19 protein-coding genes are annotated in these 22551 nt (G+C 67.0%); 10 read left to right on the forward strand and 9 right to left on the reverse strand.

Annotated features, from left to right (window positions below):
- Window positions 1-35 precede the first annotated feature (35 nt).
- Complete coding sequence (locus FOC84_RS10840; RefSeq protein ID WP_173144423.1) at window positions 36-950, reverse strand: LysR family transcriptional regulator; 915 nt, start codon at window positions 948-950, stop codon at window positions 36-38.
- A gap of 282 nt (window positions 951-1232) precedes the next feature.
- Between FOC84_RS10840 and FOC84_RS10845 the strand changes: the two genes are divergently transcribed.
- Genes FOC84_RS10845 through dapD form a run of 10 tightly spaced genes read left to right on the forward strand, consistent with a single transcriptional unit; the run spans window position 1233 to window position 11959 of the window.
- The gene (locus tag FOC84_RS10845) at window positions 1233-2204 is read left to right on the forward strand and encodes a succinylglutamate desuccinylase/aspartoacylase domain-containing protein (RefSeq protein WP_173144424.1); all 972 of its coding nucleotides are present in this window, start codon (window positions 1233-1235) and stop codon (window positions 2202-2204) included.
- Window positions 2205-2262: 58 nt separating this feature from the next.
- A complete protein-coding gene (locus FOC84_RS10850; protein WP_173144425.1) occupies window positions 2263-3894 on the forward strand; it encodes an ABC transporter substrate-binding protein in 1632 nt (543 codons plus the stop codon).
- A 49-nt stretch (window positions 3895-3943) separates the two neighbouring features.
- The gene (locus tag FOC84_RS10855) at window positions 3944-4921 is read left to right on the forward strand and encodes an ABC transporter permease (RefSeq protein WP_173144426.1); all 978 of its coding nucleotides are present in this window, start codon (window positions 3944-3946) and stop codon (window positions 4919-4921) included.
- Between the two features lie 6 nt (window positions 4922-4927).
- Window positions 4928-5848 carry an ABC transporter permease gene (locus tag FOC84_RS10860; RefSeq protein ID WP_173144427.1) on the forward strand — a complete coding sequence of 307 codons (921 nt, stop codon included), beginning with the start codon at window positions 4928-4930 and terminating at the stop codon, window positions 5846-5848.
- Window positions 5845-6828 (forward strand): ABC transporter ATP-binding protein, encoded by a 984-nt coding sequence (locus tag FOC84_RS10865; RefSeq protein WP_173144428.1) that lies wholly within the window; start codon window positions 5845-5847, stop codon window positions 6826-6828. The genes FOC84_RS10860 and FOC84_RS10865 overlap by 4 nt, the downstream gene beginning before the upstream one ends.
- Entirely contained in the window at window positions 6825-7835 is a 1011-nt protein-coding gene (locus FOC84_RS10870) for an ABC transporter ATP-binding protein (RefSeq protein ID WP_173144429.1), read from the forward strand. Before FOC84_RS10865 ends, FOC84_RS10870 begins: the two co-directional genes overlap by 4 nt.
- Window positions 7835-8740: a prolyl oligopeptidase family serine peptidase gene (locus tag FOC84_RS10875; RefSeq protein ID WP_173144430.1), complete on the forward strand. Its 906-nt coding sequence runs from the start codon at window positions 7835-7837 to the stop codon at window positions 8738-8740. Before FOC84_RS10870 ends, FOC84_RS10875 begins: the two co-directional genes overlap by 1 nt.
- A 39-nt stretch (window positions 8741-8779) precedes the next feature.
- Window positions 8780-9910, forward strand: coding sequence for a M20 family metallopeptidase (locus FOC84_RS10880; protein ID WP_173144431.1), 1131 nt, complete (start codon window positions 8780-8782; stop codon window positions 9908-9910).
- Window positions 9911-9968: 58 nt separating this feature from the next.
- Window positions 9969-10916, forward strand: a complete 948-nt coding sequence (locus FOC84_RS10885; protein WP_254241951.1) for an autotransporter outer membrane beta-barrel domain-containing protein — start codon at window positions 9969-9971, stop codon at window positions 10914-10916.
- 59 nt (window positions 10917-10975) lie between these two features.
- On the forward strand, window positions 10976-11959 hold the full coding sequence (gene dapD, locus FOC84_RS10890) for a 2,3,4,5-tetrahydropyridine-2,6-dicarboxylate N-succinyltransferase (protein WP_173144432.1): 984 nt from the start codon (window positions 10976-10978) through the stop codon (window positions 11957-11959).
- A gap of 24 nt (window positions 11960-11983) precedes the next feature.
- Here dapD and FOC84_RS10895 read toward each other — a convergent pair whose 3' ends face one another.
- From FOC84_RS10895 to atpD, 8 genes are all read right to left on the reverse strand, one after another.
- The gene (locus tag FOC84_RS10895) at window positions 11984-12604 is read right to left on the reverse strand and encodes a hypothetical protein (RefSeq protein ID WP_173144433.1); all 621 of its coding nucleotides are present in this window, start codon (window positions 12602-12604) and stop codon (window positions 11984-11986) included.
- Between the two features lie 136 nt (window positions 12605-12740).
- Window positions 12741-13595 (reverse strand): class II glutamine amidotransferase, encoded by an 855-nt coding sequence (locus tag FOC84_RS10900; protein ID WP_173144434.1) that lies wholly within the window; start codon window positions 13593-13595, stop codon window positions 12741-12743.
- Window positions 13596-13699: 104 nt separating this feature from the next.
- Window positions 13700-15763 carry a UvrD-helicase domain-containing protein gene (locus FOC84_RS10905; protein WP_173144435.1) on the reverse strand — a complete coding sequence of 688 codons (2064 nt, stop codon included), beginning with the start codon at window positions 15761-15763 and terminating at the stop codon, window positions 13700-13702.
- A gap of 208 nt (window positions 15764-15971) precedes the next feature.
- Window positions 15972-18059, reverse strand: coding sequence for a primosomal protein N' (locus FOC84_RS10910; RefSeq protein WP_173144436.1), 2088 nt, complete (start codon window positions 18057-18059; stop codon window positions 15972-15974).
- A gap of 304 nt (window positions 18060-18363) precedes the next feature.
- Window positions 18364-19437, reverse strand: coding sequence for a uroporphyrinogen decarboxylase (hemE, locus tag FOC84_RS10915; RefSeq protein ID WP_173144437.1), 1074 nt, complete (start codon window positions 19435-19437; stop codon window positions 18364-18366).
- 177 nt (window positions 19438-19614) lie between these two features.
- Complete coding sequence (locus FOC84_RS10920; RefSeq protein ID WP_438800880.1) at window positions 19615-20472, reverse strand: helix-turn-helix domain-containing protein; 858 nt, start codon at window positions 20470-20472, stop codon at window positions 19615-19617.
- A 214-nt stretch (window positions 20473-20686) separates the two neighbouring features.
- Complete coding sequence (locus FOC84_RS10925) at window positions 20687-21112, reverse strand: F0F1 ATP synthase subunit epsilon (protein ID WP_013391134.1); 426 nt, start codon at window positions 21110-21112, stop codon at window positions 20687-20689.
- A gap of 9 nt (window positions 21113-21121) precedes the next feature.
- Window positions 21122-22525, reverse strand: a complete 1404-nt coding sequence (atpD, locus tag FOC84_RS10930) for a F0F1 ATP synthase subunit beta (protein WP_173144438.1) — start codon at window positions 22523-22525, stop codon at window positions 21122-21124.
- Between the last annotated feature and the right edge of the window lie 26 nt (window positions 22526-22551).

A 22551-nucleotide genomic window follows, 5' to 3' on the forward strand; every position in this document is an offset into this window, starting at 1 on the left:
GCAGCCGTTTTTTTTTGCCATTGGGCCTTTCCAGGCTACACGGCTGGCCGGCCTTGCAACGCGTTGTCCAATTCACTGGACAGCAGCTCGACGAACGCTTCCGCTGCCGGCGGCAGCACCCGGCCCGGCATGACCTGGATCTGCAGGGTGCGCGATTGCAGCTCGGCGTTGGAAATCGGCACGGCGATCAGCTCGTCGCGCTGCAGGCTCCAGGCCACCGAGATGTAGCCGCTGAGCATGATGGCGTCCGACCCGAAGACGAAGCCGTGCAGCGGCGAGGAATCGTTGCAGGTCAGCGCCGGCTGCAGTTGCACCGACTCCAGCGCGCAGCCCATCTCGAACAGCTGGCGCGTGGTGGTGCCCGGCCCGGTCAGCGCCAGCGGATATTGGCTGAGATCCTGCAGGCTGACGCTGGCGCGGCCCGCCAGCGGGTGGTCGGCCGCCATCACCGCATGCACCGGCGCGCGGCGCGAATAGCGCGGGCTGACCCCGCCGATGCGTTCGGCGATGAAGACCATGCCCAGTTCCACGCTGCCTTCGGCCACCCGGCGGCTGACCTCGGCCGGCGAGCCCACATGCAGGTCAAAGCGGATGTTGGGCCAATCGCGGCGAAAGCGCGCCATCACCGAGGGCAGGAAAATCCGCGCCACGCCCTCGACGGACGCCACCCGGATCTCGTTGCGCACCGTGCCCTTGATGGCGGCGATCTCTTGCAGCACGGAGTCGGCTTCCAGCATGGTGCGGCGGGCATGCGCCAGCAACAGCTGCCCCGCCTCGCTCAGCACCATGCCGCGCGCCGCGCGCTCGAACAGCGGCGCTCCTGCTTCTTCCTCCAGCTTGGCGATCTGCCGGCTGATGGCCGACACCGCCACATGCAGGCGCTCGGACGCGCCGCTCAGGCTGCCCGCCTGGGCAACCTCCAGAAAGTACTTCAAGGCGATGCCGTGCATGTCCGCCCCTCGCGGTTCTCAAGGAATGGGAATGAGGAACAAGCTTTGCCTTTTCTGCAAAGCTCGAGATAAATATTCTAATTGTAGAGAAAGCAGCCAAGCTCCTAGAATTCGCCCAATACTCGAAGGCGGCGCGCGCCTGACGTGCCCCATATATAAGGGAAAACCCGTGTCAGCAGCCCATTTCAGCGCCCGCCGCGCGACGGCGCACGCCCACGCCGGCTCCTAGCCGCCCCCCTAGCGCCATCGCCTATACAATCGCGTCGCTTCATCGGAGTCCCCATGCCTACGCCCGCCCCCGCGTCCCTACCGCGTCCATTTCTTCTTGCCTGTCCGAACTTGTCGGCCGAGCGGGCGGGCAATACGGATACCCCGGGGGTCTGGCATTTCGACTCTGGCGAGCCTGGCAAGCATGTCATGTTGAGCGCGCTGATCCACGGCAATGAACTTTGCGGCGCCTGGGCGCTGAAGGACGCACTGACGGCGGGCCTGCGGCCGCGCCGGGGGTCGCTGACGCTGGCCTTCTGCAATCTGGCCGCGTTCGACCGCTTCGATCCCGCCAACTACGCGCCCGCGCGCTTCGTCGACGAGGACATGAACCGCGTCTGGAGCGACGACAAGCTGAGCGTGCCCACCAGCCAGGAACGCCGCCGCGCGGCCGAGATCCGGCCCTGGGTCGAGCAGGCCGACTGGCTGCTGGACTTCCATTCGATGAGCAATTCCGATGTGCCGCTACAGCTGACCGGCATGGAACAGCGCAATATCGACCTGGCGCTGGCCCTGGGCAACCCCGCCACCATCATCGCCGACGCCGGCCACGCCGCGGGCGTGCGCATGCGCGACTTCGGCCGCTTCGGCGAAGCCGGCGACAACGGCACCCGTTCCCTGCTGATCGAATGCGGCTTCCATGGCGCGCCCGAGGCGCGCGGCGTCGCCGTCGACCAGATGGCGCGCTTCCTGGTGGAAGCGGGCACGGTCGACAGCAGCGACCTGCCCGAAGCCTGGTTCGTGCCCGCAGCGCCTGCGCAGCGCGCGCTGCGCGTGACGCATGCGGTCGCCGCCAAGAGTGCCGATTTCCGCTTCGCCCAGCCCTGGAAGGGCCTGGAAACGCTGGCTGCGGCCGGCACCCTGATCGGCTGGTCCGAGGGCGAGCCCGTCGTCACGCCCTATGACGATTGCGTGCTGATCATGCCGTCCACCGCCAATCTGCGGCCCGGCGTGACCGTGGTCCGGCTGGCGCAGCCCATCGCCTGAAGACCCGCGGCAGCCCGCCGCCTTGCAACACAAAACCAATAAACAAAGGGACAAATCCATGTCTGCCCAGACGCTCCACCGCAGCATGCTCACGGCCTTCGCCATGGCCGCCTGTACCACCACGGCCATCGCCCAGGATGCCGCCGGCGTCCTGAGGATCGGCCTGTCGTCCGAGCCGACGTCGATGGATCCGCACTACCACCAGGCCACGCCGAACGATGCGATGACCTCGCACATGTTCGAGACGCTGGTGGGCCAGGACGCCAAGATGAACCTGATTCCGCGTCTGGCCACGGCCTGGAAGCCGGTGGACGACACGACCTGGGAATTCACGCTGCGCGAGGGCGTCAAGTTTTCCAATGGCCAGCCCTTCACGCCGCAGGACGTGCTGTTCACCTTCTGCCGCGTGGTCAACAACGAACAGTCCATCAGCAGCTCGTACCCGGCCATCGTCCAGAAATTCGCCGACGTGCAGGTGCGCGACGGCAATACCCTGGTGATCAAGACGCGCCAGCCCTATCCGCTGCTGCCCAACGACCTGACCCGCATGGGCATGCTGTGGAACGGCATCGCCGAGCACGGCGCGATCACTTTCGACCTGAAGAACAAGTGCGGCGTCACCGGCGCCTGGCCCACCGTGGCCGACTTCAACACCGGCCGCTCCGTGATCGGCACCGGCGCTTACACCCTGAAGAGCTACGTCAAGGGCACCGCCATCGAGCTGACGCGCAACGACGCCTACTGGGGCGACAAGCCTGCATGGAAGGACGTGAAGCTGGTGCCCGTGCCGGCCGCCGGCCCACGCCTGACGGGTCTTCTGGCGGGCGACTTCGACCTGATCGAAAACCCCGCCGCGCGCGACGTGAAGCGCATTTCGGAAACGCCGGGCTTCGGCCACGTCATCACGCCTTCGGTGCGCGTGGTGTACTTCCAGCCCGACGTGGCGCGCAGCCCCAGCCCCGGCGTCAAGGCCGCGGATGGCAAGAACCCGCTGCAGGACGCGCGGGTGCGCCGCGCCATGTCGCTGGCCATCGACCGCAAGACCATCGCCGCCCGCATCATGGACGGCGCCGCCACGCCGGCCAACCAGTTCCTGCCCGACGGCATGTTCGGCACCCTGCCCAATCCGCCGGAACTCAAGTACGACCCGGCCGCCGCCAAGAAGCTGCTGGCCGAAGCCGGCTATCCGGACGGCTTCGAGCTGACCGTGTCGTCGACCAACGACCGCTACATCAACGACGCGCAGATATCCCAGGCGGTGGCGCAATACCTGTCGCGCGTGGGCATCAAGACCACCGTCGACACCATGACGCGCTCGGTCTACTTCCCCAAGCGCGCCAAGCGCGAGTTCAGCTTCGCCATGGGCGGCTGGTCCTCGGAAACCGGCGAGGCCTCGTCCTTCCTGCAATACTGGGTCAGCGCGTTCGACAAGGAACACGGCCTGGGCACCAGCAACTACGGCGGCTATGACAACCCCGAGTTCGACCGCGTGTTCAAGCGCGCGCTGGTCACCGTGGACCCGGCCGCGCGCGAAAAGCTGCTGCAGGAATCGCTGACGCTTGCGCTGGCCGACCTGCCCAGCATTCCCCTGCATTTCGAAAGCAGCATCTGGGCGTTCCGCAAGGGACTGACCTACGAAGGCCGCGCCGACCAGTACACCCTGGCCATGTCGGCCAAGCCCGCCAAGTAAGACCCTACGCGGCGCCCGCAAACCCTGAGCCCACCAAGGAAATCATCTCGTGGCCTTGTTCATCCTACGCAGACTGATACAGAGTCTGTTCGTGCTGCTGGCCGTTTCGGTCGTGGTCTTCTTCGCGGTCTATGCCGTGGGCGATCCGATCGAACTGCTGGTCAGCCCCGAAGCCAGCCAGGCCGCGCGCGAGGCGATGATCGCCCGCCTGGGCCTGGACCTGCCGGTGTGGCAGCAATACACAGGCTTCCTGTGGCGCGCGCTGCACGGCGACTTGGGCACCTCCTTCGTGCACGGCATCCCCGCGGTCGAACTGATCGTGCAGCGCATTCCCGCCACCTTCGAGTTGGTGGTCGTGGCCATCCTGCTGACCTGTGTGTTCGGCATTCCGCTGGGGCTGATCGCGGGCCTGTACCGTGACCAGCCGCTGGGCCGCGGCATCATGGCGTCCTCGGTGCTGGGCTTTTCCCTGCCGAACTTCTGGCAGGGCATGATGCTGATCCTGCTGTTCGCGGTGTGGCTGGGCTGGCTGCCGGCGACCGGCCGCGGCGACACGGTCACCGTGCTGGGCGTGCGCCTGTCCATCCTGACGGCCGACGGCTGGTCGCACCTGATCATGCCGGCCATCAACCTGGCGCTGGCCAATATCGCCCTGGTGCTGCGCCTGACCGCCTCCGGCGTGGTCGAAGCGCGCAGCCAGGACTACGTGAAGTTCGCGCGCGCCAAGGGCGTGAAGCCGGGCCGCATCGTGCGCCGCCATATCCTGCGCAACATCCTGATCCCCGTGGTCACCGTGATCGGCATGGAATTCGGCAGCCTCATCGCCTACTCCACCATTACCGAGACGGTGTTCGCCTGGCCAGGCATGGGCAAGCTGTTGATCGACAGCATCTACCAGCTGGACCGCCCCGTGGTGGTGGCCTACGTGATGCTGGTCACCCTGATCTTCGTGATCATCAACCTGGTTGTGGACATCCTGTACGCCGCGCTCGACCCGCGCGTGCAGCTCGTGACTCCCGCTCAATAATCCGCCATGGCTCAAACTCCCAATTCCGGCCGCACCCGCACCGTCCAGCCCCTGGCTGAGACGCCCCAGCGCGCCTCCATCCTGAAGAAACTGCACGCGCGCCCGACGCTGCGCGGCTCCGTGATCGCGCTGGCCATCCTGATCATCCTGGTGGTCTTCGCGCCCTACTTCGCGCCGCAGAACCCCTACGACCTGGCCAACCTCTCGCTGATGGACGGCCGCCTGGCGCCGCGCCAGGCGCTGATGGACGGCAGCATCGCCTGGCTGGGCACCGACGACCAGGGCCGCGACATGCTCAGTGCCATCCTGTATGGCCTGCGCATCAGCCTGATGGTCGGCTTGTCCGCCGTGGTGCTGGCCACCGCCGTGGGCGGCGCGGTCGGCCTGGTGGCCGCCTATGTCGGCGGCCTGGTCGACACCGTGCTCATGCGCATCGTCGACTTCATCCTGGGCTTTCCGACCATCCTGGTGGCGCTGGTGCTGCTGGTGGTGCTGGGGCGCGGGGTCGACAAGGTGGTCCTGGCCCTGGTGCTGGTGCAGTGGGGCCACTATGCGCGCATCATGCGCAGCCGCGCCCTGCAGGAACGCCGCAAGGAATACGTGGAAGCCGCCGCCAACCTGGGCTACCCGGCCTGGCGCATCATGCTTTTCCACCTGCTGCCCAACTGTCTCGGTCCCGTCATGGTGTTCGCCACCATCCAGATCGCGACCGCGATCGCGCTGGAAGCCACGCTGTCGTTCCTGGGCGTGGGCGTGCCCATCACTGAACCCTCGCTGGGCCTGCTGATTTCCAACGGCTTCCAGTACCTGCTGTCGGGCGATTACTGGATCAGCCTGTTCCCGGGCATCGCCCTGCTGCTGCTGATCCTCTCCATTAATATCGTGGGCGACCGCCTGCGCGAAAGCCTGGACCCGCGACGAGCATGAGCGAAATCCTTCTAGACGTGCGCGGCCTGCGCACCGCATTCCATACCGAAGCCGGCGCCTGGCTGGCGGTCGACGGTGTCGACCTGACCGTGCGCCGCGGCGAGATCGTCGGCCTGGTCGGCGAATCGGGCTCCGGCAAATCCGTCACCGGCTTTTCGCTGCTGGGCCTGATCGACCCGCCCGGGGAAGTCGTGGACGGCGAAGTGAAGTTCAAGGGCACGGACCTGCGCAAGCTGAGCGAAGAGCAGATGCGCCAGCTGCGTGGCAACCGCATCGCCATGATCTTCCAGGATCCCCTGATGACGCTCAATCCGGTGCTGCGCATCGGCGAGCAGATGATGGAGGCCATCCTCACCCATGAAAACGTGCCGCGCGCCGAAGCCGAGGAGCGTTGCCGCGAGGCGCTGGCCATGGTCGGCATTCCTTCGCCCGAAAAACGCCTGAAGAGCTATCCGCACGAATTCTCGGGCGGCATGCGCCAGCGCGTGGCGATCGCGATCGCCATGCTGAACAAACCCGACCTGATCATCTGCGACGAGCCGACCACGGCGCTGGACGTCACCATCCAGGGCCAGATCCTCTACCGCATGCAGGAGATCTGCCGCGAGCACAACACGGCGCTGATCTGGATCACCCACGACCTGGGCGTGGTGGCCGAACTGGCCGACCGCGTGGCCGTGATGTACGCCGGCCGCATCGTCGAAAGCGGCCCGGTCGAGCAGGTGCTGGACGCGCCCCGCCATCCCTACACCAAGGGCCTGCTGGACTCGATGCCCGGCGCTACCCAGCCCGGCGCGCGCCTGCACCAGATCAACGGCATGGCGCCCAGCCTGGCCGGCCGCCCCTCGGGCTGTCCGTTCCGTCCGCGCTGCAACAGCGCGGTCACGCGCTGCACCGAACAAGCCCCCTCCGTCACCACCGAAGGCCCGCGCAGCTATCGCTGCTACGTGCCGATTACCCGCGAGGCCCAGTCGGTATGAGTACCGCCGATACCCCCGTCATCGAGCTCAAGAACGTCCACAAGCGCTTCGAGCAACGGCCCGATCTGGCCCAGCGCATCCTGGCCCTGACCGGCCGCCCCATCGACCGCCGCACCGTGTACGCGGTCAATGGCGTGGACCTGTCCATCAAGCGCGGCGAAGTCGTGGGCCTGGTCGGCGAGTCCGGCTGCGGCAAGTCCACGCTGGGCCGCGTCGTCGCCGGCCTGCACGGCCAGAGCGAAGGGGAACTGCTGTACCAGGGCAAGGAAGCGCGCCGCCTGCGCGGCGCCGACAAGCTGGCCTATACCCTGGGCGTGCAGATGATCTTCCAGGACCCGCAAGCCTCGCTGAACCCACGCCAGCGCCTGCGCCAGATCCTGGGCGAATCGCTCAAGGTCCACAAGCTGGCGCCCGCCGCGCAGATTCCCGCGCGCATCGACCAGGCCTTGCAGGAAGTCGGCCTGGACCCTGAATACCGCGACCGCTTCCCGCACCAGATCTCGGGCGGCCAGCGCCAGCGCATCGGCATCGCCCGCGCGCTGATGGTGGCGCCGAAGTTCCTGGTCTGCGACGAGCCCGTGGCCGCGCTGGACGTGTCGATCCAGGCGCAGGTCATCAACCTGTTCATGGACCTGCGCGAACAGCACGGCTTCACGTATCTGTTCATCAGCCACGACCTGGGCGTGGTCAAGCACATCTCGGACCGCGTGGCGATCATGTACCTGGGCAAGATCGTGGAGATCTCCACGTCGGCCGAGATCTTCGCGCGCGCCAATCACCCCTACACTCAGGCATTGATGGCCGAAGTGCCGGACGTGGCCCGCCGCGGCCGCAAGTTCACGCCGATCAAGGGCGAGATCCCATCGCCGCTGAATCCGCCGCCGGGCTGTACCTTCAATCCCCGCTGCCCCCACGCCATGCCGCGCTGCCGCGAGCAGGCGCCGGCCCTGAAAGAAATCTCGGCAGGCCACTGGTCGGCCTGCCACCTGAACGAGGCGCACGCCTGATGAAACCCTCCGAGATGTCCAACGTCGACCGCATCGCCATCGAGCTGGGCCATGCTGGCCGCAACGCCATCCTGTATGTGGACGAGGACCGCAATTCCGACCGTCCCTTCAAGCTCCAGACCTACCGCCCCTACGGCTACACGCCGGACCGGCCCGTGGTCATCGTGCAGCACGGCGTGCTGCGCAACGGCGACGAGTACCGCGATTTCTGGGTGGAAGCCGCCGACAAGCACAAGCTGCTGATCGTGGCGCTGACCTTCTCCAACGAGATCTGGCCCGGCGTCGAAAGCTATAACAACGGCCGCGTGTTCTCGGCCGGCGGCAATCCGCGCCACATCGACGGCTGGACCTACGCGCTGGTGGGCAATGTCATCAAGGACCTGATCGACGGTGAAATCACCGACGGCCAGAACATCTACCTGTTCGGCCATTCCGCGGGCGGCCAGTTCGTGCACCGCCTGATGAGCAGCCAGTCGCACGCGCCCTTCAAGGCCGTGGCCGCCGGCAACCCGGGCTGGTACACGCTGCCGACCTTCGACCATCCCTTCCCCGAAGGCATGGACGGCGTCGGCCTGACCGAAGAACACCTGGTCAAGCTGCTGGCCTATCCGATGACCATCCTGGCGGGCGACCAGGACATCGCCACCGACGATCCCAACCTGCCGTCCGAGCCCGCCGCCATGCGCCAGGGCCCGCACCGCTTTGCGCGCGCCCAGAACTACTTCGAGTTCGGCCGCAAGGAAGCCGAGCGCCGCGGCGTGCCGTTCGGCTGGACGCTGCAAGTCGTGCCCGGCATCGGCCACGACGGCCGCGCCATGTCCGCCGTGTGCGCCAGCCTCTGGTTCGACGGCAAGATGCCCGACGCCGCCGAACTGGCCCGCCTGGCCGGCCAGCAGGTCGCCTGACCGCTCCCATTTTCTTCGTTGCAGATATCCGATACCGTCATGTCCAACACCCAGAGCACTGAACAGATCGTCGCTGGCATCAAGAGCTGGCTGCAATGCGAATCGCCCTCGAACTTCCCCGAAGGCATCGCCGCCATGGCGCGCATCATCGCCGACTACGCCGCGGCCGCCGGCCTGACGGTGGAGCTGTCGTCGCTGGGCCCCACCACGGGCCCGCTGCTGTACGCAACCAACCGCGCCCCCGGCGATACGCGCCCCGGCATCCTGATCCTGGCGCACATGGACACGGTGCATCCGGTGGGCACGCTGCTCGAAAATCCGGTGCGCATCGAAGGCGACCGTCTCTACGGCCCGGGTGGCTACGACATGAAGGCCGGCATCTACCTGGCGCTGACTGCCCTGTCCGGCCTGGCACGTCCCGGCGCGACCCAACTGCCGGTGGACTTCCTGGTGGTGCCCGACGAAGAAACCGGCAGCCACGCCTCGCGCACGCACATCGAACGCTTCGCCGCCAACGCCAAGTACGCGCTGGTCTGCGAACCGGCCCGCCCCAACGGCGGCAAGTGCGTCACGGCGCGCAAGGGCACCGGCATGCTGAACCTGAACGTCAAGGGCCGTCCGGCCCACGCCGGCATGCAGCACGAGAAGGGCCGCAGCGCCATCCGCGAAATGGCCCACCAGGTGCTGGCGCTGGAAGCCATGACCGACTATGACCGCGGCATCACCGTCAGCGTCGGCACCATCGCCGGCGGCACCGTGACCAACACCGTGCCGGCGCTGTGCCGCTGCGTGGTCGACTTCCGCGTGCCCGACATGGGCGCCGCCGAAGACGTGCTGCGCCGCATGCGCGAGCTGTGCGCCGTGGGTCCGGACGTCGAACTGGACATCGACGTGGAACTGAACCGCCCGCCCATGGTGAAGACCGAAGCCGCCGCCGATCTGCTGGCGCTGGTGCAGGGCTACGCCGAACGCGCCGGCTTCCTGCTGGAAGACGCGCCCATGACGGGCGGCGGCAGCGACGCCAACTTCACCTCCGCCATGGGCATCCCCACGCTGGACGGCCTGGGCGCCGACGGCGACGGCGCGCACACCTTGAACGAGTACATCCTGGTTTCGACGCTGGAACAGCGCATGAAATTCTGGGAACTGCTGTTGAAAGAACTGGCGTAGGCAGCCCTTGCCACCGCCGATAGCCGTCCGCCGGCAGCTGCTGGCGCGGGCGTTCGCCATGCATGCCGTATTCGCGGCGGGCGCGGCCCATGCGCACGCCGGACCAGCCGAGCCGGCCCGCGACCTGCTTGCCGACCGGCCGACCAGCCCCGCGCCGGCCCAACCGGGCTGGCTCGTCGCCGTCGACAATTGGCAGACGCTGGAAGGCGGCGCCAACGTGGCCCGCATCAAGCAGCGCACCACCGGCTTGTATGGCGGCGGCGAGTTCGACGCGGGCGCCGGCTGGCGGCTGGGCGGCGCGCTGGGCGCCACCCGCAGCCGCGTCCGCATCGACGCCGCCGACCTCCGGATGGATGTCTACAGCTACACCGCCGGGGTCTACGGCAAGAAGTCGTTCAGTGCCGGCCCCGGCAAGCTGAACCTGCTGGCCGCCGCCTCCTACACCTGGCACGACATCGACACCCGTCGGCATTTCGAAATGCCCGGCATTGCCCGGCAAACCTTGACCGCCGACTTCAGCGCCTACACCGCACAGGCCTTCTCGGAACTGGGTTACGAGCTGGCGCTGTCGCCACGCGCCACCATCGAACCGTTCGCAGGCGTGGCCGTGCGCAACGTGCGCACCCGCAGTTTCAGCGAATCGGGCGGCTCAACGGCACTCTCGGCCGACGCGGGGCGGATCCGGCAGACCACCACCACGCTGGGACTGCGCGGCCAGACCGGGTTCGCACTCGGACCCACGGTCGGCAGACTGCACGCGACGCTGGGCTGGCGCCGCGCCTTCGGCGACGTGCAGCCGGAGACGACCCTGGTGCTGGACGGCGGCAGCGTGCTGACCGTGGCTGGCGCGCCCATCGCCCGGTCCGCCGCGCTGGCGGGCGTGGGCCTGGAAGTCGCCGTGTCGCGCTCGGCCGTCATCGGCCTGGCCTACGGCGGCCAGTATGGCGGCGGCAACCGCGAGCACACCGGCTCGCTGAGCCTGCGCTGGGCCTTCGGCAGCCTCTGAAAACCACAGCCCTTTCGCCTTAGAATTACGCACTCAGACTGCGCACTTCCTCTTTCATCATGGCCGATTCCTCCAAGCCCCTCAGCGCCATCGCCTATGGCGTCGCCACGCTGGCCGCCGACGGCGCCATCCTGGACACCTGGTATCCGCGCCCCTCGCTGGCCGACAACTCGCCGGCCACCGGCACGCGCCACCTGTCGCCCGAGGAAGCCCGCGCCGCGCTGGGCGAACACGTGCCCACCGCCCTGATCCGCGATACCCGCCGCAAGGTGGACATCGTCGCCGTGCGCACCGCGATCTCGTCGCTGGACGAACCGCCGGTCGACGCGCACGACGCCTATCTGCGCCTGCACCTGCTCAGCCACCGGTTGATCCGTCCGCACGACGCCAACCTGGACGGCCTGTTCAACGTGCTGGCCAACGTGGCCTGGACCTCGGCGGGACCTTGCGCGGTGGACCAAGTGGACACGCTGCGCTGGCACCTGCGCGCCTCCGGCCAGATCCTGGAAATCCGCGGCGTGGACAAGATCCCCCGCATGACCGACTACGTGATGCCCGGCGGCGTGCGCATCGCCGACACCGCACGCGTGCGGCTGGGCGCGCATCTGTCGCCCGGCACCACGGTGCTGCATGAAGGCTTCTGCAATTTCAACGCCGGCACGTTGGGCGCGTCCATGGTCGAAGGCCGCATCAGCGCCGGCGTCATCGTCGACGACGGCAGCGACATCGGCGGCGGCGCGTCCATCATGGGCACCATGTCCGGCGGCGGCAAACAGGTGGTGTCCATCGGCAAGCGCTGCCTGCTGGGCGCCAACTCAGGCATCGGCATTTCGCTGGGTGACGATTGCGTGGTCGAGGCCGGCTGCTACATCACAGCCGGCACGCGCGTGCTGACGCCGGAAGGCGCGGTGGTGAAGGCCACCTCGCTGGCGGGCCAGCAAGGCCTGCTGTTCCGCCGCAATTCGCAGACCGGCGCCGTGGAGTGCCTGGTGCGCACCGCCGCCTGGGGCACGCTGAATCCCGCCCTGCATTCAGGACACTGACCCCGCGGCGCGGGAGCTACCTGCTCAGGCGTATTCCGCCGTCCGTCCCAACTGGTCGTAGACCAGGTTCACGAACAGGTCCGAGCTGAGTACGCGCATGGCCGGGCACGAAAACACGGTCTTGCCGTCTTCGTCCTGCAGGCTGATCGTCTCGGCCCATTGGTTCAGGTCGATGCGCTTGAGCGATTCGTACGGCCAGGTGGCGTCGCCGATGTGCAGGCCTTCGGCCGACAGGGCCAGTTCCTGCGTCTTCAGGTCCGGGAAATCGCCGCTGCGGATGTAGCGGAACACGACTCGCGCGCCGTCCGCGATCCTCTCTTCCAGCACGGGCAGACGCTGCGCGACGTAGCGCGAGCGGAATGCGTCCATCAGCTTGTCGAATTCGCCGACCTCGGCCAGCACCCTGGTCCAGTCCTGCGCCGTACCGGTGCGGTAAGCAAAATTATTGATCAGGCCAGCAGCCGCGTCCGGTCCGGAGGCGTACAGGCAAAGGTCCTGGATGTCCGAAAATGCGGTGTAAGTGCGCGTGTCGCCTTGTCGGCTGACAACGCCATGCTCGTGCAACTCAAAGCAATCCGGGGTGCTCCCCGTGTGGTTAAACACCGCCAGCGCGTCAGAGGCCTGCGGGGTTTTGCTATCGGTCATGCAACTTCCTTATTGGAATTAGGGTGCTTTCGCGGCCCAGGACGTCGCAAAGTCATGCGATCCGTATTCTCCCTTATATGGAAGATACGTGCTTGATGACCCCAATTTCCCGCATTTCCGGCCCGGCCAGGCAGTCTCAGGCCCCTGGCGGCACCGGCGCGAACGGATAGTGCGTCACCGTTCCGCCGCCCGCGATGATGGCGGTGGCCTCGGGCACTTCCTCCCAGACGCCGGCCATTTCGGTCAAGGGCTCCGACAGCAGCAGGAAGGCGTCATCGTCCAGCGCCGCGATCTGCGGGTTGTCGGGATACAGCTGACGCAGATGGCGCACGCAAGTGTTGTGGAACAGCGTGCGCGAATCGGCTTCGCTGGAATAGCGCACGGCGATCAGGCGTTGGCCGTCCAGCGCGCAGACCGTCATATTGATGGGCTGGGCCACGCCATGCCGCCTGCCCGTCTCTTCCACCGCGCCCACCATGCGGGCCAGCGCGGGCAGCGGGTCTTCCTCCAGGCCGAAGCTGAGCGCCAGCAGGAACATCACCTCGGAATCCGTCGACCCTTCCAGCGAGCCGAAATACGCGGGCGCGATCATCAGCATCAGGTCGCGCCTGAGCAGCGGGTAGTCGCGGATGACGCCGTTGTGCACGAACAGCCATTGCCCGTGGCGGAACGGATGGCAGTTGGTTTCCTGCGCGGGCGTGTCGGTGGCGGCGCGGATGTGCGCCACGAACAGCGGCGCGTGGATGGCGCGCGCCGCCTCGCGCAGATTGCGGTCGTTCCAGGCCGGATGCACGCTGCGGTAGCGGAACGGCGGCTCCAGCGGCCGGCCTTCGTGCTGGCGGCCATACCAGCCCAGCCCGAAACCATCGCCATTGGTGGTGGTGGCGCCCAGCCGCGAATGCAGGCTCTGGTCGATCAGGGAGTGCTTGGCCTTGAACAGCACACTCTCCATCTGTATGGGACTACCGGTATAAGCCAGCCAGCGACACATGGCGCGCTCCTTCGATCCGCGGGGTTGCCCCGCCCCGGACCGCGGGGCGGGCGCAGTCCAGTGTAGGAGCAGCCCACGGCTTTCCACAAGCCGCCGCCCTGCCCCTATTTCTTCAGCAGCGCCTTGAGCATGGCCATGCGCTCCTTGGGGTTCATCGCGGCGGTGGCTTCGTCTTCCTGCACGCGCACGTCGCCCAGGCCCATTTCCTCGATGAAGCGCGAAGGCTCGCGCACCAGGTCCTCGCGTGCCCGGCGCCGGCGCTTGCACCAGCTCAGATTCAGGCTGCGCTGCGCGCGCGTGATGCCCACGTACATCAACCGGCGCTCTTCCTGGATGCGCGAAGCCAGGTTCTCGGCCGCGCGCGCCGGATCGCCAACTTCGTCGTCCTTGCCCAGGTGGGGCAGCAGGCCTTCCTCGACACCCGCGAGATACACGTGCGGATACTCCAGGCCCTTGGACGCATGCAGCGTGGACATCTTCACGGCGTCGGGCTCTTCTTCCTCGCCGCGCTCCAGCATGGTGACCAGCGCCACGTGCTGCACCAGGTCGAAGAGCGTCATGTTGTCCTCTTCGGCCTTGCGCTTGAGCCATCCGGTCAGCTCCAGCACGTTCTGCCAACGCGTCTGCGCGGGCCGTTCCTCGAACAGCTCGTACAGATGGCGCTCGTACTGGATGGCCTCCAGCAGATCGTCCAGCAGCACGCCCGCGGGTTCGGCGGGCGCTGCGTCCTTGCCCGAGGCCGCGCCGCGCCCGGCGCGCCACTGCATGCGGCGGATGAATTCGGTGAAAGTGCGCAGCGGGTCCAACTGGCGCGGCGCCAGCTGGCTTTCCAGGCCGGTCTCGGCCACTGCCGCCAGCAGGGACAGCTCACGGCTGGCGGCGTACTGGCCCAGCGTCTGCAAGGTGGCCTGGCCGATGCCGCGCTTGGGCGTGGTGGCCGCGCGGATGAAGGCCGGGTCGTCTTCGTCGTTGGCCAGGATGCGCAGATAGGCCAGCACGTCGCGCACTTCGGTCTTGTCGAAAAAACTCTGGCCGCCCGAGATCGTGTACGGAATCTTCAGGTTGCGCAGCGCCTGCTCCAGGATGCGCGACTGGTGGTTGCTGCGGTACAGGATGGCGAAATCCTTCCATTGCGCCTGGCGTTCGAAGCGCGACGCGGACACCTTCATGGCGATGGATTCCGCCTCCTGTTCCTCGCCGTCCATGGCCGACACCAGGATGGGTTCGCCCACGCCCAGGTCGGACCACAGCTTCTTGTCGAACAGCTTGGGATTCTTTTCGATCACCTGGTTCGCGGCGGCCAGAATGCGCTGCACCGAACGGTAGTTCTGCTCCAGCTTGATGAGCTTGATGTTGGGATAGTCGGTGGTCAGCTTGGCCAGGTTCTCGATGGTCGCGCCGCGCCAGGCGTAGATCGCCTGGTCGTCGTCGCCCACCGCCGTGAACATGGCGCGCGAGCCCGTCAGCAACTGCACCAGGCGGTACTGGCACACGTTGGTGTCCTGGTACTCGTCCACCAGCAGATAGCGCACACGGTTCTGCCAGCGGGTGCGCACTTCTTCGTTGTTGGCCAGCAGCAGCGCCGGGATGCGGATCAGGTCGTCGAAGTCCACCGCCTGGTAGGCGGCCAGCGTGGCCGCGTAGCTGCGATAGACGTTGGCCGCCTCCACGTCGGCCGGCGTGATGGCTTCGCGCGCGGCGTCGTCCGGCTCCATCAAGCCGTTCTTCCACAGCGAGATGATGCCCTGAACGTGGCGCAGGCGGGCCTTGTCGGTGGTGTTCAGCAGTTCCTGGATGATGGCCATGGCATCGTCGGCGTCCAGGATCGAAAACGTCGGCTTCAGGCCCGCGTTGCGCGCTTCCTCGCGCAGCATCTTCACGCCCAGCGAATGGAAGGTGCTGATGATCAGGCCCTTGGACAGCTTGCGGTCCACCAGCGTCTTCACGCGCTCGTCCATCTCGCGCGCGGCCTTGTTGGTGAAGGTCAGCGCCACCACGTTGCGGCCCATGTAGCCGCATTCGCGCAGCAGATAGGCGATCTTCTGCGTGATCACGCGCGTCTTGCCGCTGCCGGCGCCGGCCAGCACCAGACAGGGGCCGTCCAGGTAAAGCACCGCTTCGCGTTGAGCGGGGTTCATGCCTTGGGCTATAGGTTCGCTGGCGGACATTTGAGTCAGGTGATCATGCATCGCGGCGGCCGCAATGAAGATGCGGCCGGCAAGCACGGGGCTTGCGGCCGCCCGTCAGCGGGCCGGTAACACGCGAGAAAAAGGGGACGGGCGCAGCCGCCGCAGCGGGCCTGCCGCGCCGGCGCGATAGAGGAGAAAGATCATAGAACAATCGGATCGACGGCGCATCGGCCCCTGTCGCGATCGATCAGATTTCGAGCGGATCGACTTCCAGCTGCCAGCGCACGCGGGCCTCGTTGGCCAGGTATGGCAGGTGGTGCGACCAGGACGCCAGAAAGGCCTGCAGGGCCGGCCGGCTGCTGCTTTCCGCCAGCAACTGCGCGCGCTCGATATTGGCCACGCGCACCACGCGCAGCGGCACCGGGTCGTACAGCATGATGGCGTCCAGGCCCGGAAAATCGGCCGCCCACTCCCCCTCGGGCAAGGTCCGCGCCCGCTCCAGGAACTCCTGCGCCACCTTCAGCTCGCGCGCCTCGGCGGTCAGCAGGGCCTGGTAGACGAAAGGCGGCAGGCCAGTGCTTTCACGTTCGTGCAGGGCATGGCGGGCAAAGCCCGCGTAATCGTGCCGCAGCAGCGCCTGATAGACCGGCTGCTCGGGGTAGCCGGTCTGTATCAGCACTTCGCCATTGCCCTGGTGGCGGCCGGCCCGGCCCGCCACCTGCAGCAACTGCGCGAACAGGCGTTCCGGCGCGCGGAAGTCGTGCGCGAACAGCATCGAATCCGCGTTCAGCACGCCCACCAGTCCCAGCCGCGCGAAATCGTGGCCCTTGGCCACCATCTGCGTGCCCACCAGGATGTCCACTTCGCCCGCGTGTACCGACGCGAACAGCGCCTCGGCGCTGCCTTTCTTGCGCGTGCTGTCGGCGTCGATGCGCAGGATGCGCGCCTCGGGAAACAATTCCGCCAGGTGTTCTTCGACGCGCTGCGTGCCACGCCCCATGGGCGCCAAGTCCTGGTCACCGCATTCGGGGCAGGCGCGCGGCACCGGCGCCTGATAGCCGCAGTGATGGCATTGCAGGCGGTGGCCGCGGCCGTCGGTGCGGTGGAGGACGGTAAACGCGGTGCAGCGCGGGCAATTGCTGACCCAGGCGCAGGACTGGCAATGCAGCACCGGCGAATAGCCGCGCCGGTTCAGGAAGATGAGCGACTGCTCCTTGCGCTCCAGGCGCTGCGCGATGGCGTCCAGCAATTGCGGCGACATGCCCTGCTTCATCTGCAGGCGGCGCGTGTCGATCAGGCGCATCGATGGCAGGCTGCTGGCGCGCGCGCGGCCCGGCAGGGTCAAGCGCAGGTAGCGGCCGCGCTCGGCATGCTGCCAGGTCTCCAGCGACGGCGTGGCCGAGCCCAACACCACCGGGATGCCCAGGTCATGGGCGCGCCACACCGCCAGGTCGCGCGCCGAATAGCGCAGGCCGTCCTGCTGCTTGTAGGACGCGTCGTGCTCCTCGTCCACCACGATCAGGCCCAGCTGGCTCAAGGGCGCGAACACCGACATGCGCGTGCCCAGCAGCATGCGCGCCTCGCCACGCTGGGCACGGGCCCAGGCCTGCAGGCGTTCGCCATCGGACAAACCGCTATGCATGACCGCCAGGCCGTCTGGTCCGACCAGCGCCTCCAGGCGCGCGCGCAGCGCCCCTTCCAGCTGCGGCGTCAGATTGATTTCGGGCACCATCAGCAGCACCTGGCGTCCGGCGGCCAGCACCTTTTCGGCCGCGCGCAGGTAGACCTCGGTCTTGCCGCTGCCCGTCACGCCGTGCAGCAACACGGGCTTGAACCCGTTCAGCGCGCCTATGGTGTCCACGGCCTCGCGTTGGGCATCGTTGAGTTCGGGCGGCTGGTCGGCCTGGGCCGGCGTGCGCACGACCTTGCGCTTGCGCCCGTCCAGCCGCGCCACGGGTCCGCCGGCCGAGCGCTTGCCCTGGTAGGCCGTGGGCTTGCGCAGCGGCGGCGGCAGCGTGGGCAGCATCACCTCGCCCAGCGGCCGCTGATAGTAGTCCGCGGCAAAGCGGGCCAGGCGCAGCCAGTCCTCGTCGAAGGGCGGCAAATCGTCCAGCACCTCTTCGATCGGCCGGATCTGCTTGGGATCGAAGGACGGCTCGGCCGGGTTATCCACCACCACGCCGATCAGCTTGCGGCGGCCGAACGGCACGATGACCCGCAGGCCCACCGTCACCGGCGACTCGCTGCGGTAATCGAACGGGCCGGGCAAAGGCACGTCCAGCGCCACCCGCACCCAGCAGACCGCGGGGGTCGTATTCGGCTGCGCTTCAGACATGGGAGCTAGGACGGAGCATGTAGAAGGATGATCCCGGATGATGTCGGCGTGCTCGCTTTCCCGCCTGTGGATAACTTTGGGGAAAAGGCTGGAGCAACATCGGAAATTGGAATTTGACAAGATTGCGCAAACTTACGAAATCTTGTTGAAAACTCTATTTTCATCATTAAAAACAATGACTTATTAGAGCTTCCGAGATTGTAAACTAGCATCTAAAGGGTTTTCCCCGAGAGCAATCTTGCTGTGCACAAGTGTCCCCAGGGGCCCTCCAGCTTCGGCCCTGTGGGCCGAAGCGTCCACTCACTTACCCCCGCAGCGAACGGCTGTGCTGGTGGACTTCATCCACCAATTCGGCTACGGCTTCTGGCGGAGTAAAGCGGGAAATGCCGTGTCCCAGGTTGAACACATGGCCGCCCTTGCCCACGGGTCCGAAGGCGTCCAGCACTCGGCGCGCCTCGGCACGGATGGCGGGTCCGCCGCCGAACAAGGCCATGGGATCCAGGTTGCCCTGGAACGCGACCGAGTCGCCGGTGCGGCGCCGCGCGGCCGCCAGGTCCACCGTCCAATCCAGGCCCACGGCGTCAGCGCCGCAAGCGGCGATCTGTTCCAGCCACTGGCCGCCGCCCTTGGTGAAAACGATGACCGGCACGCGGCGGCCTTCGTGCTCGCGGGTCAGGCCGGCCACGACTTTGCGGGTGTATGCCAGCGAGAACTGCTGGAACAGGCCGTCGGCCAGCACGCCGCCCCAGCTGTCGAACAGCATCACGGCCTGCGCACCCGCGGCGATCTGCGCGTTCAGGTACTGCAGCGTGGCTTCGGCATTGATTTCTAGAATGCGGTGCAGCAGGTCGGGGCGCCCGTACAGCATGGTCTTGATCAGCCGGTAATCATCGCTGCCCTGGCCTTCCACCATGTAGCAGGCGATGGTCCAGGGACTGCCAGCAAAGCCGATCAGCGGCACCTTGCCGTCCAGGTCGCGCCGGATCGTGCGCACGGCATCGAACACGTAGCGCAGCTTGTCCATGTCCGGCACTTCCAGGCGCGCCACGTCTTCCTCGGTGCGCACGGGGCGGGCGAAACGCGGGCCCTCGCCTTCGGCGAAGTCCAGGCCCAGGCCCATGGCGTGCGGCACGGTCAGGATGTCCGAGAACAGGATGGCTGCGTCCAGGTCGAAACGCTCCAGCGGCTGCAGCGTGACTTCCGAGGCATAGTCCGGGTTCTGAGCGAGGCCCATGAAGGAACCCGCGCGGGCCCGCGTCTGGCGGTACTCGGGCAGGTAGCGGCCGGCCTGGCGCATCAGCCAGATCGGGGTGTAGGGCACGGGCTCGCGCAGCAGCGAGCGCAAGAACACATCGTTCTTCAAAACGGAAGCAGACACGACTATCCTCGATGATCGGAAGCCATGATTTTACTTCCCCTGGCTGACAAGTCGCGGGCCGGCCTCAGCGCCGGACTTGCCCGCGCGCAAGCGCGGCGCTTTCGGCACGCGGCGGCGCGCGCGGCGCCCGGATGGCGGGCCTTGCGCGCCTGCCGGCCGCACCGCCACGCCGACGTCTCAGGCCCCCTGCTCCTGCGCGGCCTGCCGGTACGGCGCCGCCTCGATGCCGTGCTTGCGCATCAGCGCCCAGAACGCCCGCCGGTGCTTGCAGCAGGCCCGCGCCGCCTGCGCCACATTGCCGCCATGGCGCGACAGCGCAAGCCGGATGTAGTCGCGCTCGAAACCATCCACCACCCGCGCCTTCGCGATGCGGAAGGATTCGTGCGCGGAACGTGGATGCGGTTGACGCATGCCCGACAGGGTCTGCTCGACCAGATCGCGCGACACCCTGGCGCGCAAGGACGCAGGCCTCGACGGCCCGTCCACGCCCGGCTGGGACCGCGCCTCGCGATAGTCCGTCACGGGCTCGCGGATATCCGTCCGCGCCATGCCGCGCCCCTGTGCGGCGCCGGCCATGCGACCGAGCCGCACCCGCATGCTCTCCTGGCAGGGGGGCTGGGTCATGAAATCCGACGCGCCCAGGTTCAGCAGGTCTTCGATGGCGGGCGCCTTCATGTCGGAGATCAGCAGCAGCACCGGGGTGCTCAAGGCGGCGCCCGCCTGCTGCAGGGCCATCCGCGTCCAAGCCAGCGATGACGGCGCGACCGGCAGGATGCAGCAGTCGTAGCGCCTGAGCGCCACCGCCAGCCGGGCCAGCGCCTGCACGTCCGCTGCCGGAATCAACGCGGGCAGGCTGGCGTCGGTCTGCGTGGCAGCCGTGACGCCCTGGCCCGTCTCGCCCGCGGGTGCGTAACGCACCGGACTCAGCGACACCAGATGCAGCCGCGCTCGCATCAGCCTGGCCGAGTGCTGCGCGACCAGGTCGCGCATCGCCCCGTCGTGGCCGGGCGCCAGCAAAACCCCGCAATCCAGGATCTCTCGCACACTTTCCCTCTACCCTTGATTAGGAAAGCTGAAGGCTACTGTTGCAACCGCCGGGCAGCTATTCGTAGTGATCACATTGCGGCTCGCACAAAGGGCGGCGGGGTGGCCATTTCCGCGGGGCGGCCATTTCCGCAGGCACGAAAAAAGCGGCCCTGAGGCCGCTTTCTTCGAGTCCGGAGCGAACCCCGGGGCACAACTTCGCCGCTTAGTGCGAACGGCCGCCTTGGCGCAGCTTGCGCGCCGCGATGGCTTGCGCAGCCAGCATGGCGAGTTCCGCTTCGACCACGGCGATGTCCGCCTTGTCCTTGGCGTTCGCCAGGGCCTGTTCGGCCTTCTGGCGAGCTTCCAGGGCGCGGGCTTCGTCCAGGTCGGCGGCACGGATAGCCGTGTCGGCCAGAACCGTCACGCTGCCCGGCTGCACTTCCAGAATGCCCCCGGCGACGAAGATGTTTTCCTCGCCTTGGTCGGCACGAACGATCTTGACCGTCCCGGGGCGTATGCGCGAAATCAGCGGGGTGTGGCCGGGCAGAATGCCCAGTTCACCCGCTTCGCCAGGCAGCACCACGAACTTCGCCTCACCGGAGAAGATCGCTTCCTCTGCGCTGACGACATCCACATGCAGGGTAGCCATATCGGTTCCTTATTGCAGTTTCTTGGCCTTCTCGAAGGCCTCGTCGATCGAACCGACCATGTAGAAGGCCTGTTCCGGCAGCGTATCGCACTCGCCTTCCACGATCATCTTGAAACCACGGATGGTTTCGGCCAGCGGAACGTACTTGCCGGGCGAACCGGTAAACACTTCAGCAACGTGGAACGGCTGCGACAGGAAGCGCTGGATCTTACGGGCGCGGGCCACGGCCTGCTTGTCTTCCGGCGACAGTTCGTCCATGCCCAGAATCGCGATGATGTCGCGCAGTTCCTTGTAGCGCTGCAGCGTTTGCTGCACGCCACGGGCAACGGCGTAGTGCTCTTCGCCCACGACTTGCGGGTCCAGCTGGCGGCTGGACGAATCCAGCGGGTCCACGGCCGGGTAAATACCCAGGGAAGCGATGTCACGCGACAGCACGACGGTCGAGTCCAAATGCTGGAAGGTCGTGGCGGGCGACGGGTCGGTCAAGTCGTCCGCAGGGACGTACACGGCCTGGATCGAGGTGATCGAGCCGGTCTTGGTCGACGTGATGCGCTCTTGCAGCTTGCCCATTTCTTCGGCCAGTGTGGGCTGATAGCCCACCGCCGACGGCATACGGCCCAGCAGTGCGGACACTTCCGTACCGGCCAGGGTGTAGCGGTAGATGTTGTCCACGAAGAACAGGATGTCGCGGCCTTCGTCGCGGAACTTCTCGGCCATGGTCAGGCCGGTCAGCGCCACGCGCAGACGGTTGCCCGGGGGTTCGTTCATCTGACCGAACACCATCGCAACCTTGTCCAGAACGTTCGACTCTTCCATTTCGTGGTAGAAGTCGTTGCCTTCGCGGGTACGCTCACCCACGCCGGCGAACACCGACAAGCCGCTGTGCTGCTTGGCGATGTTGTTGATCAGTTCCATCATGTTGACGGTCTTGCCCACGCCGGCGCCGCCGAACAGGCCGACCTTGCCGCCCTTGGCGAACGGGCAAACCAGGTCAATAACCTTGATGCCGGTTTCCAGCAGTTCCACCGACGGCGACAGTTCGTCGAAGCGGGGAGCCGACTGGTGAATGCCACGCTTTTCTTCGTGCTGGATCGGACCGGCTTCGTCGATGGGACGACCCAGCACGTCCATGATGCGGCCCAGCGTGCCGGTGCCGACGGGCACCGAGATCGGGGCGCCCGTGCCGGTGACCTTCATGCCGCGGCGCAGGCCGTCGCTGGAGCCCAGCGCAATGGTACGCACCACGCCGTCGCCCAGCTGTTGCTGCACTTCCAGCGTCAGGCCCTTTTCGGCGAACGAGGAAGACTCGTCGTCGGCCAGGGTAAGCGCTTCATAAATCTTGGGCATGTGATCGCGGGGGAACTGAATATCCACCACGGCGCCGATGCACTGAACGATGGTTCCGTTGCTCATGTCGATTCCTTGCTTGATAGCTTTAG

This window comes from Achromobacter pestifer, from assembly GCF_013267355.1.
GTDB classification, from domain to species: domain Bacteria; phylum Pseudomonadota; class Gammaproteobacteria; order Burkholderiales; family Burkholderiaceae_B; genus Achromobacter; species Achromobacter pestifer_A.